15 protein-coding genes and 1 pseudogene are annotated in these 18,608 nt (G+C 64.8%); 8 read left to right on the top strand and 8 right to left on the bottom strand.

The features are described from left to right. From PMN64_RS35115 to PMN64_RS35105, 3 genes are all read right to left on the bottom strand, one after another. Nucleotides 1-401: TetR/AcrR family transcriptional regulator (locus tag PMN64_RS35115; protein ID WP_411784023.1), on the bottom strand; the 401-nt coding region annotated here is incomplete at its 3' end. Between the two features lie 126 nt (nucleotides 402-527). Beyond that, nucleotides 528-1,739: an amidohydrolase family protein gene (locus PMN64_RS35110; RefSeq protein WP_028338423.1), complete on the bottom strand. Its 1,212-nt coding sequence runs from the start codon at nucleotides 1,737-1,739 to the stop codon at nucleotides 528-530. 55 nt (nucleotides 1,740-1,794) lie between these two features. Beyond that, complete coding sequence (locus tag PMN64_RS35105) at nucleotides 1,795-2,793, bottom strand: polysaccharide deacetylase family protein (protein WP_411784022.1); 999 nt, start codon at nucleotides 2,791-2,793, stop codon at nucleotides 1,795-1,797. A gap of 232 nt (nucleotides 2,794-3,025) precedes the next feature. Here PMN64_RS35105 and PMN64_RS35100 point away from each other — a divergent pair, with 232 nt between their 5' ends. From PMN64_RS35100 to arcC, 8 genes are all read left to right on the top strand, one after another. Then, nucleotides 3,026-4,150 (top strand): ABC transporter substrate-binding protein, encoded by a 1,125-nt coding sequence (locus tag PMN64_RS35100; protein ID WP_212055535.1) that lies wholly within the window; start codon nucleotides 3,026-3,028, stop codon nucleotides 4,148-4,150. 40 nt (nucleotides 4,151-4,190) lie between these two features. Continuing rightward, complete coding sequence (locus PMN64_RS35095; protein ID WP_076826929.1) at nucleotides 4,191-5,066, top strand: branched-chain amino acid ABC transporter permease; 876 nt, start codon at nucleotides 4,191-4,193, stop codon at nucleotides 5,064-5,066. Then, nucleotides 5,063-7,597 (top strand): ATP-binding cassette domain-containing protein, encoded by a 2,535-nt coding sequence (locus tag PMN64_RS35090; RefSeq protein ID WP_411784021.1) that lies wholly within the window; start codon nucleotides 5,063-5,065, stop codon nucleotides 7,595-7,597. The genes PMN64_RS35095 and PMN64_RS35090 overlap by 4 nt, the downstream gene beginning before the upstream one ends. A gap of 31 nt (nucleotides 7,598-7,628) precedes the next feature. After that, nucleotides 7,629-8,630 (top strand): DUF2877 domain-containing protein, encoded by a 1,002-nt coding sequence (locus PMN64_RS35085; RefSeq protein ID WP_411784020.1) that lies wholly within the window; start codon nucleotides 7,629-7,631, stop codon nucleotides 8,628-8,630. Nucleotides 8,631-8,734: 104 nt separating this feature from the next. Next, on the top strand, nucleotides 8,735-8,926 hold the full coding sequence (locus PMN64_RS35080) for a hypothetical protein (protein ID WP_028333377.1): 192 nt from the start codon (nucleotides 8,735-8,737) through the stop codon (nucleotides 8,924-8,926). 10 nt (nucleotides 8,927-8,936) lie between these two features. Continuing rightward, a complete protein-coding gene (locus PMN64_RS35075; protein WP_411784019.1) occupies nucleotides 8,937-10,187 on the top strand; it encodes a DUF1116 domain-containing protein in 1,251 nt (416 codons plus the stop codon). After that, nucleotides 10,184-11,725, top strand: a complete 1,542-nt coding sequence (gene fdrA / locus PMN64_RS35070; RefSeq protein ID WP_411784018.1) for an acyl-CoA synthetase FdrA — start codon at nucleotides 10,184-10,186, stop codon at nucleotides 11,723-11,725. The genes PMN64_RS35075 and fdrA overlap by 4 nt, the downstream gene beginning before the upstream one ends. Continuing rightward, entirely contained in the window at nucleotides 11,709-12,668 is a 960-nt protein-coding gene (gene arcC / locus PMN64_RS35065; RefSeq protein ID WP_016840183.1) for a carbamate kinase, read from the top strand. Before fdrA ends, arcC begins: the two co-directional genes overlap by 17 nt. A 195-nt stretch (nucleotides 12,669-12,863) precedes the next feature. Here the strand turns inward: arcC and PMN64_RS35060 are convergent. The 5 genes and pseudogenes from PMN64_RS35060 to PMN64_RS35040 form a co-directional block, all read right to left on the bottom strand. Then, nucleotides 12,864-13,094, bottom strand: a pseudogene (locus PMN64_RS35060) (ATP-binding cassette domain-containing protein); the annotation flags it as partial. A 35-nt stretch (nucleotides 13,095-13,129) separates the two neighbouring features. Beyond that, nucleotides 13,130-14,479, bottom strand: coding sequence for a carbohydrate porin (locus PMN64_RS35055; protein ID WP_411784017.1), 1,350 nt, complete (start codon nucleotides 14,477-14,479; stop codon nucleotides 13,130-13,132). 307 nt (nucleotides 14,480-14,786) lie between these two features. Beyond that, a complete protein-coding gene (locus PMN64_RS35050) occupies nucleotides 14,787-15,845 on the bottom strand; it encodes an ABC transporter permease (RefSeq protein WP_411784016.1) in 1,059 nt (352 codons plus the stop codon). Further along, nucleotides 15,842-17,368 carry a sugar ABC transporter ATP-binding protein gene (locus tag PMN64_RS35045; protein ID WP_411784015.1) on the bottom strand — a complete coding sequence of 509 codons (1,527 nt, stop codon included), beginning with the start codon at nucleotides 17,366-17,368 and terminating at the stop codon, nucleotides 15,842-15,844. The genes PMN64_RS35050 and PMN64_RS35045 overlap by 4 nt, the downstream gene beginning before the upstream one ends. A gap of 64 nt (nucleotides 17,369-17,432) precedes the next feature. Next, entirely contained in the window at nucleotides 17,433-18,398 is a 966-nt protein-coding gene (locus tag PMN64_RS35040; protein WP_212055523.1) for a sugar-binding protein, read from the bottom strand. Nucleotides 18,399-18,608: the final 210 nt, after the last annotated feature.

Below are 18,608 nucleotides of genomic sequence, written 5' to 3'. Positions count from 1 at the left end.
ATATAGTTCTGGTGCGCCCCGAAAAAGGTGAACGTGAAGTTGATCAGCTCGCGCATGGCCGCGACCGGATCGAGGTCGTCGAGCTTGAGTTGCTGTTCGGCCGCGCGGATCTCGGTGTAGACGTGTTCGAGCACGGCGAGATAAAGGCCGTTCTTGTCGCCGAAATAGGCGTACAGCAACCGCATGTTGGCTTTGGCGCGCTTCGCGATGGCTTCAACCCGAGCCCCGCCAATGCCGTTGCGGCAGAACTCGAACGTCGCCGCGTGCAGGATCGCTTCCTTCGTCAACGCGGAATCGCGTGCCCGTCTGCCGCGCGTGGCGCTGCGGGCCGGGGTGGTCGATGCTGTCGTTTCAGTCACGGGACAAGCTTTTCTCAGGTTGTACGAGCCCTGCGCGGACAATATGTCCCCGCCCATCATGTTCAACGGGATGCGGGGCCCTGCCGCGCAGGCTCGCGGGATTGAGATCGCTATTGCGGTGGCTCGTCAAGGGGTAACCTTCCCGATGTTCCGGTCTCCACATCCACATCAGCACGCCGCCGTCACGATCGTGCCGCCATGCGCGACAAGTCGGCCATTCTTGTAGACGTCGCGCGGCCTGGGCCGGGCCACCACGGCCTCTTGCACGTGCTGCGCGTCGAGCACGACGAAGTCCGCCGCCGCACCCTCGGCCACCCCATAGTCCGGGAGGCCGAGGGCCTGCGCGGCGTTGGTGGTTACCATGTTGAAGGCGGCCGCCAGGTCGGCATCCGTGTTGAAGCCGGAGCGGTAGCCGACGATCATGGCGCGCTCCAGGAGGTCGCCGTCGCCATAGGGCCACCAGGAATCGCGGATGTTGTCATTGCCGGCGAACACATTGACGCCGGCATCGCGCAGCAGCAGCACCGGCGGAAACGCATGCGCTCCGGGCGCGTTGGTCAAAATCGCGACCCCGGCCTCGGCGAGCAGCTGCGCGGTGCGCTGAACGACGTCACGCGGCACCTCGCCGAGCGCATAGGCATGGCTGATCGTGACCTTGCCGCCGAGCCCGAGGGCCTTCGTCCGGCGTGCAATGTTCTCGATCTCGAAGATACCGAGCAAGCCGCCGTCATGCAGGTGAATGTCGATGCCGACCCCGCGGCGGTCGGCAATGCCGAAGATGACGTCGAGATGCCCGTCGATGTCGGCATCGTAACCCGCCGGATCAAGGCCGCCGACCAGGTCCGCGCCGGCGCGAACCGCCTCGTCGAGCAGTCCGGCCACGCCCGGCGACGTCGCGATGCCGCTTTGCGGAAAGGCGACGATCTGGACCGACACCTTGTCGCGGTGCGCGTCGCGCGCCGCCATGACCTGCTCGAGATTGCGCAACCCGACCTGAAGGTCGATATCGACGTGGCTGCGCATCTGGGTCGTGCCGTGCGCGGCGCAGAGGTCGATCAGCGCCGCCGCCCGCACCGCAATCGGCCTGGCGCCGGCAAGCGCCTCCTTTTCGAACTTGACGCGCTCGCGCACGCTGAAACCGGCGGTGCAGGGGCGGTGGGACTTCCAATCGTCGCCGACGAAGCCCTTGTCGAGGTGGATATGACCATCGACCAGCCCCGGCAACACCAGGCGTCCGGCCAGATCAAGGGTTTCGCCGGCCGCGACCGGCGATTGCGAGTGCGACGCGATCGAGGTGATGCGGCCATCGCGCACGGCGATATCGACGGTGCGCCCATCGACCAGTCGGGCGTTTCGAAACAGCGTGTCGGCAGTGCTCACTGGTCGTCTCCGGTTCGTTGCAACGGCGAGGCGATCGGGTCCCGATTTGTTTTCATCATGTTGGGACGATGCCGTCGGGCAGTGCGCGCGAGAACGCGGCTATGCCTCCAGCGGTGGTGATCCAGATCTCGTCACGCCGCGCCAGGATTGTCTGCAGGGCGCGGCGCAGCGGACGCAGGCGGTGCGGCTGGCCGACCAGATAGGGGTGCAGCGCAATTCCCATGACGAGCGACTGCCTTTTCGATTGTGCCAGCATCTCCTCGAACGTGTCGGTGATCATGGTGGCGAACTGCTCACCGGAGTCCTTGCGACCGACGATCGAGGGGATATCGTTCAACTCCTGCGGATAGGGCACTGAAAGGATGCGGCCGCCGTTCCGCGTCGAGAACCACACCGGCTGATCGTCCATGCACCAGTCGAGCAGGTACTCGTAGCCTGCTTCGGCCAGCAGATCGGGTGTGACCTGTGATTGCGAAATCCAGGGCCCCAGCCAGCCGCGCGGCGGCCGCCCTTCGGCACGCGCGATGACATCGGTCGCCTCCGCGATCAATTGACGCTCCTCGTCGGGCGTAAGCACACCCTGGCGCTCGGAATTGGTGCGGCCGTGACCGACAATTTCGTCGCCGCGGGAGCGAAATGCCTCCATGACTTCGGGGCAGTAGTGATACATGCTGCTGTTGGCGAGCACCGACAGCGGCAGCTCCAGCTCGTCGAACAGCTCGATCAGGCGCCACACGCCGACACGGTTGCCATAGTCGCGCCAGGCGTAGTTGAGGACGTCCGGATGCGGACCGCCGGGGCAGAGCTCGGCACCGAGCCCGTCGCCGAATGCGAAATGCTCGAGGTTGAGGCCGACATAGACGGCAAGCCGCCGCCCTTGCGGCCAATTGAAATCCGAGCGTTGCCCGATCGCGCTGTAGCGATAGCGTCCGTGAGCCGCGAGGGCCGGTCCGACAGAATCCGAGCGCAATACCGCTTCCCCGCGCGACAGGCGGTCGCCATCTTCCGCGATCGAGATCAACACGTCGCGGGCCTCGACATTCCTTGGGTCCATCGGAATTTTCTCCGCGCGGCTGATCGCTCGCTTGACATCGGAATATTTTTGAAGAAAGTTTTTACTTCCGTCAAGTCCGCGCATAAGCGGCAGCGGAGGAACTGGCGGCTTCGATGCCGAGGCCGCCATCAGCGGAGGAACACCGAAGATGAACTTCAGGAGCATAGTTTCGTCCGGACCTGCGCGTCGTTGGCCGGTTTGGCACGCCGCAGCGACGATCCTGCTGGCCGCGTTGCCGTTCACGTCTGGCACGCGCGCGGCCGAACCGATCAAGATCGGCCTGGTGACCGCCCTGTCGGGGCAGTCGGCGCGCGCCGGCGAGGCGCTGACCCGCGGAGCGACAATTGCCATCGAGGAAATCAACGCGAAGGGCGGCGTGCTTGGACGTCCGCTCGAGCTCGTCCGCCGCGACGACGAGAGCAATCCGGCCAAAGGGCTGATCGCCGCGCGCGAGCTGATTCAGCGCGAGAAGGTCGCGGTCCTGGTCGGCGGCCTCGACACACCGGTCGAGCTTGCCATCGTGCCGTTCGTCAACAACGTCAAGGTGCCGTTCGTCGTGCCGTGGGCCGCCGGGACCAACATCACGCGGAACGGCGCGCCGTCCAACTACGTGTTCCGCGTCTCGGCCATGGACGATGAGGTCGACAAGGCGATCGTCCAGTTCTCGCGCAAGACCTACAATGCGAAAAAGCCCGGGCTCATCCTGGTCAACAATCCCTGGGGCGAGTCGAACGAGCATGGCCTGAAGGCGGCGTTGAAGGCCGCAGGAATTGAGCCTGCCGGCGTCGAGAAGTTCGAAGGCAACGACGTCGATGTCGTTTCCCAGCTGTCGCGGCTGAAGCAGGCAGGCGCCGATACGCTCTACCTGGTCGGCAATGTCGGACCGTCCTCCCAGGTGGTGAAATCGCTCGACCGCATGGGCTGGGCGCCACCGATCGTTTCGCATTGGGGGCCGGCCGGCGGCCGCTTCACCGAGCTCGCCGGGCCGAGCGCGGAGAACGTGATTTTCGTCCAGACCTACAGCTTCTTCGGGAACCTGTCGCCGGTCGGCAAGCGGGTGATGTCGGCCTTGCAGGCGAAGTATTCAGACATCAAGGGTCCCGCGGACGTGACGCCGGCAGTTGGCGTCGCCAACGCCTACGATTCCATCCTGGTCATTGCGCGAGCAATCGAAAAGGCCGGCGGCACCGAACCGACCGCCGTCCGTGACGGTTTCTACGCCATCGACCGCGTGGACGGCTTGATCAAGACCTATGAGAAGCCGTTCGCGCAGGACAAGCACGATGCGCTGACGGCGGGGGACTACATCTGGGCGCGTTTCGAGGACAACCACATCATGCCGTTCGCGCGGAACTGACCGCGCGAGATCGTCCGACAAACAAGCAGGGTAGTCATCGATGTCATTTCTTCCCGCGGTGATAACAGGACTGGCGCTCGGGAGCATGTACGGGCTGCTTGCGCTTGGCTTCCACGTCACCTACGCCGTCTCCGGCACGGTCAATTTCTCCCAGGGCAGCTCGATGACCCTGGGAGCCGTTGCCGGATACTTCTTCCTCGTGCTGTGGGGATGGCCGGCCGCGGCCGGCATTCCCGCCGTTCTGCTCGTCTGCGCGGTCTATGGCCTGCTGATTGAGCGCTTTGCCGTCCGGCCGTTCGTGCAGCGCGGCTCCGACAACTGGCTGATGGCGACCGTTGCGGTCGGCATCATCGTCGACAACGTGATGATGTTCGTCTTCGGCAAGGAGCCGCGCAGCTTTCCGTCCGTCCTGGCGGCCAAGCCGATCCAGATCGTCGAGGGCGCGGGGGTCTATCCGTTGCAGCTCCTGATTCCCGTGGTCGGATTGCTGCTGGCGCTGGCACTTCATCTGCTCAGTCGCCGAACGCGCCACGGCGTCGCCATGCTCGCGGTGGTCCAGAACCCGAACGCCGCCCGGCTGATGGGCATCAACGTCAGCGGCGCCATCGCGGCAAGCTACGCGGTCTCGGCGATGCTGGCCGGGGTTGCGGCGCTGCTGATCGCGCCCCTGTTCAACGTGTCCTCCGAAATGGGCACGCTGTTCGGCATCAAGGCCTTCGCGGCGGCGATCATCGGCGGCCTCGGCAGCGCCTGGGGCGTGATGCTGGCCGGGCTCTGTCTCGGCCTGATCGAGGTGTTCGCGACCAATTACCTGGGATCGGTCTACACCCAGATCATCACATTCGCCTCGGTGATCGCGATCCTTGTCGTCCTCCCCCACGGGCTGCTCGGCCGAGCCGGAGTGAAAAAGGTATGACCTCTCGCGTCTCTATTCTCGCCGCCGTCGCGGCACTCGCGGCCGCTATCCTCTATGCCGCCGTTGCCGACAGCTACGGCGTGTTCCTGGTCGCGACCATCTCGCTGACGGCGATCGCCTGTATCGGCCTCAACGTGCTGCTCGGTTTGGCGGGGCAGATCTCGCTGGGCCACATCGGCTTCATGGCGATCGGGGCCTATACGACCGTGCTCCTGATGGAGAAGGCGGGGTGGCCCTACCTGGCGGCGACGGCTGCCGCGATTGCCCTTGTCAGCGTCGTCGGTGGTCTGCTCGCCATGCCGGCCTTGCGCGTGCGAGGTCCATATCTCGCGATGGTGACGATCGCCTTCGGCTTCATCGTCGAACACGGCACGATCGAGTGGCGCGACCTCACGGGCGGCGGCAACGGCCTGATCCTGACCGCGCCGCCGGAAGTGTTCGGCTTTCCGCTGTCGGAGCGGCATTTGGCGATCGCCGGCATCGTGCTGGTGTTCGCCGGCCTCATCCTGTTCGAGCGCTTGAAGCGGAGCGGCTGGGGCTACGCCATGCGTGCCGCCCGCGACACCGAGGTTGCGACGCGCTCGATCGGCATTGATCTCGTGCGGGTCCGCACCGTGGCGTTCATCATCTCGGCCGCAGCGATGGCGTTGGCGGGAGCGCTGTTTGCGCCCCTCCAGGGCTATATCAGTCCGAGTTCGTTCCCCTTTCTGCAATCGATCCTGCTGCTGTTCGGCGTCATGGTCGGCGGCGCCGGCTCGGCGCTGGGGCCGGTGATCGGGGCGGCGCTCGTCGTGCTGCTGCCGGAAATGCTGTCCGAACTCGCGGAGTATCGTCTGCTTGCCTTCGGCGTGCTGCTTTTCGCCGTGCTGCGGCTCGCGCCCTCTGGCATCATGGGGCTGATCGAGCAATTTGCGGCAAGGTTCCTGCCGACGGGATCGAAGGCCGATACGGGCGCAATGGGCGTCCAGCCGGTCGCCGACCTCGGCATCGGGACCAGCAGCGCGTCGCGTCTTGACGTCACAAATCTCTCGATCTCGTTCGGCGGTGTCCGCGCCGTGCAGGACGTCTCGTTTACCGCCGAACCCGGCACGGTGACCAGCGTCATCGGCCCCAATGGTGCGGGGAAGACCAGCGCGCTGAATCTGCTTTGCGGCTTCTACCGTCCGAAATCCGGCACCGTGAAGCTTGGCGACCGCGACGTCACCGGTTTGCCGTCGCACCGGCTTGCGCGTGTCGGAGTGGCGCGAACGTTCCAGACGACGCAGCTATTCGGCTCGCTCTCGATCATCGAGAACGTCCTGCTGGCGGCGACGGCGGGCAAGCTCGGCAACATCGTGTCGGCGCTGCACAATGACGCGCAGGAGCGCCTTGCGCGGTCGCTGTTGCGCTTTGCCGGTGTCGACGGCGATTTGAGCAGACGCGCGGACTCGCTGCCCCATGGCGAGAAGCGACTGGTCGAGATCGCGAGGGCGCTCGCTTTACGCCCGAAGATCCTGCTGCTCGACGAGCCGGCCGCGGGTCTTTCGAAGGGCGACAAGCAGCGGCTGACGGTTCTGCTCCGTCGCATCGCGGAGACCGGGATCGCCGTCATCATCGTGGAGCACGACATGCCGATGATCATGTCGCTGAGTGACCTCATCGTCGTTCTCGATGGCGGCAAGCGCATCGCGATCGGCGATGCGGCGGCGATCCGCAACGATCCGCTGGTCCGCAAGGCCTATCTCGGCGACGCGCCGTCGGGTGAGCGGCGCCGCGCGCCACGCCCGGCGAAACAAGGCACGGCGCTCGAAGTCCGCACGCTCGATGCCTTCTATGGCCTGTCGCGGGCGCTCGGTGGGATCGACCTTGCCGTAGCCCCCGGCGAGGCCATCGCCGTACTCGGCGCCAATGGAGCGGGCAAAACCACCCTGATGCGCTCGATTGCCGGTCTCGAACCACCGCGGTCGGTCGGCGAGATCCGGCTGTCCGGCGCCCGCGTCGACAAGATGCCTGCGCATATCCGCGCCAGGGCAGGCATCGTGCTGGCGCCCGAAGGACGGCAGGTGTTTCCCGAACTGACGGTGCGGCAGAACTTGCAGCTCGGCGCTTTCGCACGCAAGGGCCTCGATCTCGACGCGGAGATCGACGCGATGTTTGCCCGCTTTCCGCGCCTGAAGGAGCGCATCAATCATCGCGCGGGCCTTTTGTCGGGCGGCGAGCAGCAGATGCTCGCAGTCGCGCGTGGGCTCCTGACCGCGCCCAAGGTCTTCATGCTTGACGAGCCGTCGCTTGGACTGGCGCCCCTTGTCGTCGACGAGTTGTTCGCGTCGTTCGAGCAGCTTCGCGTCGAGGGGATGACCTTGATCGTGGTCGACCAGATGGCCGGGCAAGCCCTTGCGCTTGCCGACAGGGCCTATCTGCTCGAGACCGGCGCCATCTTGAAGAGCGGCGCCGCCGAAATCATCGCGGAAGATCCCTCGCTTGAAGCCGCCTATCTCGGCGGAGAGGCCCACGGGAGTAGTATGCCGCGAACCGCAGTGCTCGCGTCCTGACGCCATGGTTGCGCAGCGGGAGATCGGTGTGATGCGGCCAGGCAATACGGTTCGTGACCTGCCCGGCGCGCCCGTGTCTGAACGATACGACGGCGGTGCCGTGATCGAGGTCGGCGTGCTGGCGCGCCGCGCGCTGCGCAGCGGACGGCGCGGCCGCATTGCGGCGGTGTTCGAGCGCAGCCTTTATGCGGTGCTCGACGATCGCTGGATCTGCATCGGTGTCACAGACCTCGGCTCCGGCCCGCTGCATCTTCTGTGCACCGGGATCGAACCACGGCTGCTCATTCCCGGACAAGAGGTTGCGATCGTCGACACGATGCTGCTCGTCGACGGTATGCGGTTTGCCGGTTTCGAGACGGCTTCCGTATGGGCGCCGCCGCCGGCGCCGGAATGGACGCTCGACAGTTTGCGGGCAGGGCTTGCGATGGTCGATCAGGTCTGGCGTCGCTTGCCGGTCGAGCAGGGGCTCGCCGCGTCGGGTGGCGTGCAACCGCCTGCAAGGCCGTCTCGCGTGCTCGCTGCTGCGGCGCCGGGGCTCGCCGCGCTTAGGCGATTGATCGAGGCCGGGCTTCGCGGAGAGCGATGTGTACCGCGTGACTACCCGGGGATCGTCGAATTGATCGGCCTTGGTCCCGGGCTCACGCCATCTGGCGACGACTTGATCGGCGGCGCGCTGGTCGCGCTCGCCGGCCTCGGCCGTCTCGCGACGCGCGATGCGCTGTGGAAGACCTGTCGCGCGCATCTCGGTCGGACCAATGAGATCAGTGCTGCCCATCTGCACAGTGCCGTGCTCGGCTTCGCGGCGGCGGCGCTCCATGAGGCCATCGATGCGACGATTGGCGGACGGGTGGATCGTATCAAGTCCGCGGTCGCGGCGCTGTCGCGGATCGGGCAAAGCTCTGGACTGGATGCGTTTGCAGGTGCGCTGATGGTGTTGCGCGCGATCGAGTGCCGGCTGCTCAACGACAGCGCGCTGCATCATGCCGGCCTCGCCGGCAACGGCGCGCCGACGCGATCAATCGCAGGAGCCTAAACGATCATGCGACGCAACGGCAATTCGGACGAAAGGTTGCGCGTGTTTGACAAAGTAAAAACTTTCTTACTAAGATTGATGCATCGGATCTCGGGAGGCCGCGAGTGGTGACCAAGCAGGAAGGGACGCCGAGCGGGCGTCTGTTGATGAGCAAGCCGAGCGTGGTGAACGTCGGGCTGGCAGGCTTTGTGAAGGACTTGCGGGATTGCGATATCGAGGTCGTGCAGGTCGATTGGACGCCGCCTGCCGACGGCGATCCCAAAATGGCGGCACTGCTCGCCAAGCTCGGTACGTGAGAGAACGGCCATGAAGCTGATCGAAGACGCCAACAAGCAGGCGCTGGCACGCATCCTCGAGGGTGAGCCCAGGCTGATCGATATCGTTCCGGCGCGCGATGTGCTGGAAGGGTTGAAGGAGCTCATGATCCTTCATGCCGGGCCGCCGATCACGTGGGACCGAATGTGCGGTCCGATGCGTGGCGCGGTAGCCGGCGCGATCGTGTTCGAGGGCTGGGCTCCGGATCTTGAAGCCGCCTTCGAAGTCGCGGCCGGCGGCGGCGTCGCCTTCCACCCCAACCATCATTTCGGCGCGGTCGGTCCGATGACCGGCATGACCACGGTCTCCATGCCGGTGTTCGTCGTCGAAAACACCAAATACGGCAACCGCGCCTACTGCGCCATCAACGAGGGCCTCGGCAAGGTCATGCGCTTCGGCGGCAATGACGATAGCGTGCTGGCGCGCCTCGGCTGGCTGCGTGACGTATTCGGGCCGGTGCTGGCCAGGGCAATCCGCGCGCATGGCGGGATCGACCTGAAGGCGATCATCGCGCGCGGGCTCTCGATGGGCGATGAAATGCACCAGCGCAACCTGGCCTGCTCCAGCGTGTTCCTGCGCGAGATCGGGTCGGCGCTGGCGCGCACCTCGAACGACAACGAGGTTCTCGCAAGCTGCATTGGCTTTATCGCGCAGAACGATCAGTTCTTTCTCAACATCGCGATGGCGATGGGCAAGGCGCTGACCGATCCCGCCAACGGCATTCGCGGTTCGACGGTGGTAACCGCGATGTGCCGCAACGGAACCGATTTCGGGGTCCGCGTCAGCGGATTGGGCGATCGCTGGTTCACGGCGCCGGTGGAGATGCCGGAAGGGCTCTATTTCCCGGGCTATTCGCGCAAGGATGCCAATCCCGACATGGGCGACTCCGCGATCGTCGAGACGGTCGGGCTTGGTGGCTTCGCGATGGCGGCAGCTCCGGCGGTTGCCGGCTTCATCGGCGCCGGGGCGCCGTCGTCGGCCGGCAATTTCACGCGGGCAATGAGCGAAATCACTGTCGGGCAGAATCCGGAATGGACGATCCCCGCGCTCGATTTTGCCGGCGTGCCGACCGGCATCGACGTTCGCCTGGTGGTGGAGACCGGCCTCGCACCGGTCATCAACACCGGCATCGCGCATCGCGAGCCCGGCATCGGCCAGGTCGGCGCCGGCGTGGTGCGGGCGCCGATGGCTTGCTTCCGGCAGGCGGTCCTCGCCATTGCGGAAGATCTGGGGGTGTCATGAGCGCGTATGTCCTGAACGAAATTCGCAAGGGCTTCTATCTCGACTCGGTGGCGTTGATGCGGTTGTCGCGCGAGGTCGCGTCGGCGGCGGGCGTCGTCGAAGCCGCGCTGATGATGGGCACGCCGTCCAACCAGGCGATCTTGCGCAACGCCGGATTGCTCGATGGCGAGGCGATCGCGCAGGGCAATGATCTGATCCTCGCGATCAAGGCCGAGAGCGAAGCGGCGGCACGCGCTGCGCTTGCCGAAGCGCAAAAGGCGCTCGACCGCCCCAAGACGAGCAGCAGCGGCGAAGCGGCGTGGCGGCCGCGCAGCATTGCCGCGGCCGTCAAGGCGGCACCCGCCGCCAACCTCGCCCTGATCTCCGTTCCCGGCGAGTTCGCCGCGGCGGAGGCGCGCAAGGCGCTGAACCGCGGGCTTCATGTCCTGATGTTCAGCGACAATGTCTCGATTGCGGATGAATTGTCGCTGAAGCAACAGGCGCGCGAAGCGGGCCTCTTGATGATGGGACCGGACTGCGGCACGGCGGTCATCGGCGGCGCGCCGCTCGCCTTCGCCAACCGGCTTGAGCGCGGCAGGATTGGGATCATCGGCGCATCCGGGACCGGGACGCAGGAGGTGTCGTGCCTGCTGTCCGAGGCGGGAGAAGGCATTTCCCACGCCATCGGCGTCGGCGGACGGGATTTGAAGAAGGAGATCGGCGGCATCACGACATTGATGGCGATCGACGCCCTTGATGCCGATCCCGAGACCGATCGCGTCGTGCTCATCTCCAAGCCGCCGCACCCGGACGTCGCCAGGGCTGTGCTCGGCCGGATCGGAAACAGCTCGAAGCCCTATACGGTGTGCTTCATCGGCGCCGCCTCGGCGGATCTGCCGTCAAATGCACGCTTTGCCGGTACGTTGAGGGAAGCGGCCGAGAAAACCCTCGGCAACGGCCGGAGCATTGGCGGCAAGTTCGACGCTGCCGCCGTGGCTGCGCGTTTGCCGCAGCGACGCAAGGCAGCGCAGCGCATCGAGGGGCTGTTCGCCGGCGGCACGCTCTGTGCCGAGGCGCAGGTGATCCTTGCCGCGGGCGGTCGCAAGGTGGCATCGAATGCCGCCATTCCCGGCGTCCCGCATTTCGGCGACCCGGAGGCGCAGGGGAGGGACCGCATCGTCGACCTCGGGGCCGACGAATATACCCAGGGCCGGCCGCATCCGATGATCGATCCTTCGGTGCGCGACGATGCCTTGCGGGCGGCGCTGGTCGATCCCGCGGTCGCCGTCATCCTGCTCGATCTCGTGATCGGCTACGGCGCACATGACAATCCGGCAGCGCATCTTGCGGCTGTCGTGGCGGGCCGCGCGGATGACGCGCCGGTCCTGGTTGCGTCGGTGACGGGGACCGAACTCGATCGCCAGGTGCGTTCGGCGCAGATCAGGCTGCTCGAAGACGCCGGCATCGTGGTGGCGCCGTCGAATGCCCAGGCCTGCGACCTCGCTCTCGCTCTTTCCGCTAACGACGTCAGGATGCCGCGCTATGCGAACACTCAATGAGGTCCCGCGCCGTCTCGTGATCGCGATCGGCGGCAATGCCGTCCACCCCGAAGACATCAGCGGCACCTCGGATGAGCAGAAGGCCGTCGCCCAGCAAACGGCCGAGGCGCTGCTGCCGCTGGCCGAACTCGACAACGAGCTGGTGATCACCCACGGCAACGGACCGGTGGTGGGCAAGATCATGATGCGCCAGATGCTGACGATGAGCCGGATTCCGCCGATGTCGATGGACATCTGCGTCGCGCACAGCCAAGGCGGCATCGGCTATCTTCTGATGCAGGCGATCGAGAACGTCTTGCGCGCGCATGGCAACGGCCGGCACGTCGCCAGCTTGCTGACCCAGGTCGAGGTCGACGCCAACGATCCCGCCTTCGCCAATCCGACCAAGTTCGTCGGACCGTTTTTCACCGAGCAGGAAGCCCAGCGCATCAGCGCCGAGTTGAACTGGAAAATGCGCGAGGACTCCGGACGTGGCTGGCGCCATGTCGTGCCGTCTCCGAAACCGAAACATGTCTGCGATATTTCGCTGGTCGACGCATTGGTCAAACGCGGCACCATCGTCATCGCAGGCGGCGGCGGCGGTATGCCCGTGATCCGCGACGAACGGGGCGTGCGCACCGGCGTGCCGGCAGTGATCGACAAGGACCTGACCTCGGCCCATATCGCCAACGTGCTTGGCATCGAGGAACTGCTGATCCTGACTGCGGTGCCCCGCGTCGCGATCAATTTCGGCAAGCCCGACAAGAGGGAGCTGGATCAGGTCAGCCTGGCGCAGATCAAGGCCTATCATCGCGAGGGCCATTTTCCGCCGGGAAGCATGGGCCCCAAGGTCGATGCCGCCATCCGCTTTCTCGAGGGTGGTGGAAAGCGCGCGATCATCAGCCATCTCAATTGCGCCATGGCCGCGCTGACCGGCGAGACCGGGACGCACATTGTTCCCTAGCGCTCGTCAAATGCGATGGCGGCGCCATTGAAGATGGCCGCCGGGATCCGCTCGGCGGAATACCGATGTCGGTCGACCGCGAGCACAGGTCCGGATCCATGCCGTTCCGCTCGGGCTGCCTGCGCGCCTATTTCGGCATCGCCGCGACGTTGTCCTTCGTCACAACGTCGAGACCGGGCATCGATCGGACAGGGCGAAATGAACCGCCTTGCCGTCAAAGCGGATCTCGCCGTGACTTGGCGGAAAGTCGCCGGCAATGATCTTGACGAGAGTCGACTTGCCGGCGCCGTTGTCGCCCATCAGGCCGACCACCTCGCCGGGCGACACGCGGAGGTCGACGTCATGCAACGCGCGAATGGCGCCGAACTCCTTGCCGATGCCCTTCAACTCCAGGATTGCTAGCCCGGCGTCTTGAGGGGCTACCATGGCTGGCTTCGCTCAGGCATGCTGGCCACCTCCGCTCAGAAGTGCACCAGCGTGCGCAGACCGAGAATCCAGGCGTTGTCGGTCTTCACGCCGGCGGCATTGTACCCGCGCCCGCCAGGATGCATCACGTACTGGGCGTCGAACTTCAGGTTCATCCAACCTGTCGCCTGCCACCCGTACCAGGCTTCGATCGGAACTTCGTTTCCTCCGGCGTTGGGCGTGAGCGCAGCCGTATTGACATGGGTCGTGCCGACCGCAAAGCCGACTTCGTCCTCGGGGCGCGAGGCGAACGTTCCGGTGTGTCTGAAGCCGAAGGCGATCTGATAATCCTGGTACGACGTGCGGTGGTCGGCGACGGTCGTATTGAGGAAGGTGTACCAGCCCTGCGCCTTGGGACCTTCAACCGTCAGCCGCTGCAGGATCGATTCATAGACGCCATAACGGCCGCGCGAATCTCCGAGATTCTGGTCCGAGACACCGCCGGTGCCCGGCGAGATCGCAATGATCCCCGGCAGGCCGCCATCAATTGTCGATGCGCTGTCATACCAGCCGCCAAATCTCCAGGTCCCGTTCAACGGACCGCTCGGCGCCCAGACGACCTCGACCGGCACCAGCACGCCCGAGGCCGGGCTCGAGCCGGGGACACCGGGCAAGAAGTAAGTCGCGGAGTCCGACGTTGTCAGGTAGTTCGGGTTGGCGTCGTAGACGCCGACCGAGAGCTGCCATTCCTTGGCGAAGTTGTAGTGCACCACACCGGCCCATTGGCTCACCGGCCAGTTATAGATGTAGCCGCCCTGGATGTTGCCGGGCTGGCCGCCGCAGAAGGTCAGGTTGATGAACTCGCAGAGACCAAAGAAGAAGTCGGAGCCGACCGGAAGACGGCCGCCCTTGAGTTCAAGGCGGTCATCGAACAGCTTTTGCGAATAATAGAGTTCTGTCAGGCGGAGAATGCTGCCGCGGCCGAACACTTCGTTGGTCAGTTGCAGAGCCGGAATTCCCGCCTCGTCATTCAGGTTGCGGCCGAAGCGGTCGACCAGCGTGAGGCCGACCGTGCCGCCCTGGATGCCGGCAAGCTTCGCCATGTCGAACTTGGCTTGAAAGAACAGCTGTCCGGCTTGGGTCGCGGTGTTCCTGTTGCCGCCCGACAAGTTGCCTACGGCTTCGTCGCCCAGCGTCAGGGCCAGCGAGATCCCTCGCTCCTTTAGCTGCGTCCTGCCGAGATCGCCGAACAGATATGGCCTTGTCCAGAAATCATCGGTCTCCGTGTAAGGCACCGGCGGCGCCTTCGTGATGAGATCGGCCGCATGCGCGCCGCCGCTGAACAGAGATAACAACGCGATCCCCACGCCACACGCCCGCGCGGTGTTTACAGACCTAAGTGACATTTTCTGCACTCCCAGCGTCCCCGGCTTTGTCCATTTTTGTGCCACGTTCCCGCCCAAAGCCCTTCAGCGTGGAACGTGGTTGTTGCAAAAAATTGATAAATCAACCAGAGATAGAATCCGCGCGCACGCCAAAGCTCTTCAAGACGGCGGCGAGGGTCTGCCTGCGGCTCAGCTGGGCCAGCCCACGCCAGTTTGGATACGAGCGCCGCGAGCTTGATCGATCTTGCGCATCGAACTCCTCCCCTCGTTCCTCTACTCAAATCACCGCGACCATATTCCTGGTCCGGGTGCTTCCTTTTTCAAGTTGTCATGCCTGATCGCCCGTCGTCGGCAACGCAGTCGCGCCATGCGGAGCTGTGCCTTGCAGAATTGTACCTTCCTTCGATCTTGGCGCCGTGCGGGCGAGGCCAGCCAGCGCGGCCTTGCGCCGTCGACGGGCCTGCAATTGCTGATCCGCCAGCACGCCGATCAGGATCACGGTTCCCATCACCGCGAAGTTCAGCGAATTGGGAATGCCCAGGATGTTCACGAGGTTCTGCAGCACCTGCAGCAACGCGGTCCCCAGCACGATACCGAGAATGGAGCCCTCGCCGCCGCGCAGGCTGCAGCCACCGAGGACGGCCGCCGCAATCGCATAGAGTTCGTAGAAGTTGCCGAACGAACTCGGAGAGACCGAGTTGGTGTAGAAGACGAACATCACGGTCGAGACGCCGGCGAGCCCGCCGCTGATGACATAGGCGGTGGCGATCACGAGGTTGGTGTTGATGCCGGAGAAGCGCGCCGCTTCCTCGTTCTTGCCCACGGCATAAAGCCAGCGCCCGTAGACCGAGCGGTGCAACAGCACGCCGAGGATCAGTGCAAGCATGATCAGGAAGATGAAGGTGTTCGGGATGCCCGCAATATTGCCGGAGGCGATATTGCTCAGCGTGCTCGCCTCGTCACCGTAGCCGAAGCCGCGCGTCGAATCGCTGGTGTAGTAGCGCGCGGCGCCGCGATAGATCAGCAACCCGCAGAGCGTCACGATGAAGGGCTGCATTTTCAGACGCGTGATCAGGAAGCCCTGGATGCCGCCCAGCGCAAGCCCGCCCATCAGGACCAGCAGCAGCGCCAAAGGCCAGGGCACCTGATACGTCGTCAGCAGGTCGATAAAGATGACGCCAAGCAGCGCGAACATCGAGCCGAGCGAAAGATCGATTCCTCCGGTGATGATGACGAGGCCTTCACCCAGCGCAAACACACCGAACAGTCCGATCAGATTGGCCATGTTCAGCAGGTTCACGAACGACAGGAAGGCCGGATTGATCGCGCCCGTGATGGCGGAGATCACCGCCAGCAGCAAGAACAAGCCGAGTTCCTTCTTCATCATGGCGCAGCGGTCTCCATGGTTTCGAGCGCGTGGCCGACCGCCAGCCTCAACACGTTGTATTCGCTGAACTGGTCGCGCTCGAGCACGCCGCTGACACTGCCTTCATGCATCACCGCCACCCGGTCGGAGACGCCGATCACTTCCTCCATGTCCGAGGAGATCATCACGATCGCGACGCCCTGGTCGGCGAGGCTGCGCATCAGCGCGTAGATCTCGCTCTTGGCGCCGACATCGATGCCGCGGGTCGGCTCGTCGAAGAACATCACGCGCGGCTGCATGGAGAGCCACTTGCCCAGCACCACCTTTTGCTGGTTGCCGCCGGACAGCGTCACGGCCTCGATGTCGATGCTCGGCGCCTTGATGGACAGCCGCCTGGCCTGGTCTTTGGCGATTCTGCGCTCGGCCGCGCCGTTGACCAGCCACATCCGCGCATGATCCAGCAGGCTCGCGAGCGTCACGTTCTCCCTGATCGGCAGTTCCAGCACCAGGCCGGATTTCTTGCGATCCTCCGGCACCAGGTAGATTCCTTGCCTGATCGCATCACGCGGCGAGGCGACGCCGACCGGGGCGTTGTCGATCCTGATCTCGCCACCGAGCAGCGGATCAACGCCGAACACCGCACGAGCAAGGGAGGTGCGGCCGGCGCCGACGAGCCCGGCGAGGCCGAGGATCTCGCCGCGCCGCACCGACAGATCGATCTGCCGGTCGGGAAAGGCCGTGGTCACGACGCCGGCGATATCGCAGCCGCCGGGCTGTGGCGCGCATGCCGGCGGCGTATACAGCGCCTTCAGGTCGCGGCCGATCATCAGCCGGATCATGGCGGCGTGGCTGAGCTCGTCGCGCGCCAATTCCCCGACGGTGCGTCCGTCGCGCAAGACCACGACGCGATCGGCGCAGCTCATGATCTCGCCGAGCCGGTGAGAGATGTAGATCACCGAGATGCCGTGCGTCTTCAGGTCGGCGATCACCTCGAGCAGCCGCTCCGTCTCCGAAATCGTCAGGCTGGAGGTCGGTTCGTCCATGATGATGACGCGGGCGTCGATCGAGAGCGCCTTGGCGATCTCCACCATCTGGCGCTCCGCGATCGACAAATTCTCGACCAGCGTGCCCGGCGTGAAATCGGCGCCCAGTCGTTCCAGCAGTGGCATCACGCGGGCATGCATCTGCGCATTGTCCACCAGCTTCAGCGGGCCGCCGGCCAGCTTCTCGCGCCCGATGAAGACGTTGGCGGCGACATCGAGATTGTCGAACAGGTTCAGCTCCTGGTGCACGAAGGCGATGCCGCATCGCGTCGCCTCGGTCACGGTCATCCGGGGGTGCTCGGTGCTGCCGATGCGGATCACGCCGGCGCTCGGCGCGATCACGCCGGCGAGCACGCGCATCAGCGTCGATTTGCCGGCGCCGTTCTCGCCGATCAGGCCCAGCACCTCGCCGCGATTGACGCGCAAATTGACGTCGTCGAGCGCCCTGACGCCGGGGTAGGTCTTGCTGATTCCGCTGAGCTCCAGCAGCGTTTCCGCCATTCGGCATGTCCTCCTGCACAACGCCCGGCGGCCTGTGGCGGCCGGGCGTTGAAGCCGACTGAAGTTACTTCTTGAGCAGTTCCTTCAGATGTGCGGCGAACTCCGCGACGTTGGTTTTGCTGATCACCTTGGTCGGCACGATCAGCTTGCTGTCCTTCGGAATCCAGGACTTGTCGCCGTTCAGCGTCTTGATGATGTTGGTGGCGGAGAGATAGCCGAACTCGTAGGGCTGCTGCACGACCGTGGATTCGATCGTGCCGTCGGAAATCCCGCGCAGCGTCCGCTGATCCTCGTCGAAGCCGACGATCTTCACCTTACCGGCCTTGCCCGCGGCCTTCACCGCGTCATAGATCAGCGGCGTCTCGTAGCTCCACAGGCCGGACAGCAGCGCGATGTCGGGATATTTGACGAGCACGTTCTCCATGTTCGCCTTGGCCTTGGCGAAGTCCACCTGGTCGGTGAACACGTCGACCAGCTCGACCTTGGTGCCGGCGATCGCTTCCTTGATGCCCTGCACCCGCTCGCGGGCGTTGTCGGCGTCCATCGTTCCGACGAACAGCGCGATCTTGCCGCCGTTCGGCAGCGCCTTCTTGATCTCCTCGCCGGCCTGCCGCCCTGCCGCGACGTTGTCGGTGCCGATATAGGCGAGGCGATTGCTCTGCGGCGCGTCGCTGTCCGTGGTGATCAGCACGGTCTTGGCCGCAACCTTGTTGAGCTCTTCGGTTGCATGCGGTGCATCGTCGACCGAGATCGAGATACCAGCGACGCCGCGCACCAGCAGATCGTCCAGTTCGCGCCGCTGGCCGGCCGCCGTCCCTTCATTGGTGACGATCAATTCGATATTGTAGTCCGGGTGCTCCTTCTGTGCCTTCTCAAGCCCACGGCCCGCGATGGTCCAGAAGTCGGCTGCGACATTGGTCACCAGCGCGATGGTCTTTTTCTGCTGTGCCTGTGCTACCCCCGTCGCCATCGCGAGCGCGGCAGCGCCCGCCAAGAGCGGCACGATCAATTCTCTCGTTGAGACCTTCATATGCACCTCCCTGTCGACACCCCCGGTGAGGGGATTTCACGCCCGGCGCTTTTCACGCCTTATTTTATTCACGTAACTAATAAATTAGCGCGACAAAATGTCCAGTCAAGGATGTTCATGCCGGCGTCTTCAAGCATTATCTTCAAGCATTAATAGTATGATGGTGATGCATTTCAGCCTCTGTCCGCGCTTTTCGGCCCATATCTGAGT

Origin of the sequence: Bradyrhizobium sp. UFLA01-814 (assembly GCF_046718885.1) — a bacterium.
Taxonomy (GTDB): Bacteria; Pseudomonadota; Alphaproteobacteria; order Rhizobiales; family Xanthobacteraceae; genus Bradyrhizobium; species Bradyrhizobium elkanii.
The sequence above is the reverse complement of the archived record's forward strand: the minus strand, read 5'-3'. Positions and strand labels throughout refer to the sequence as shown.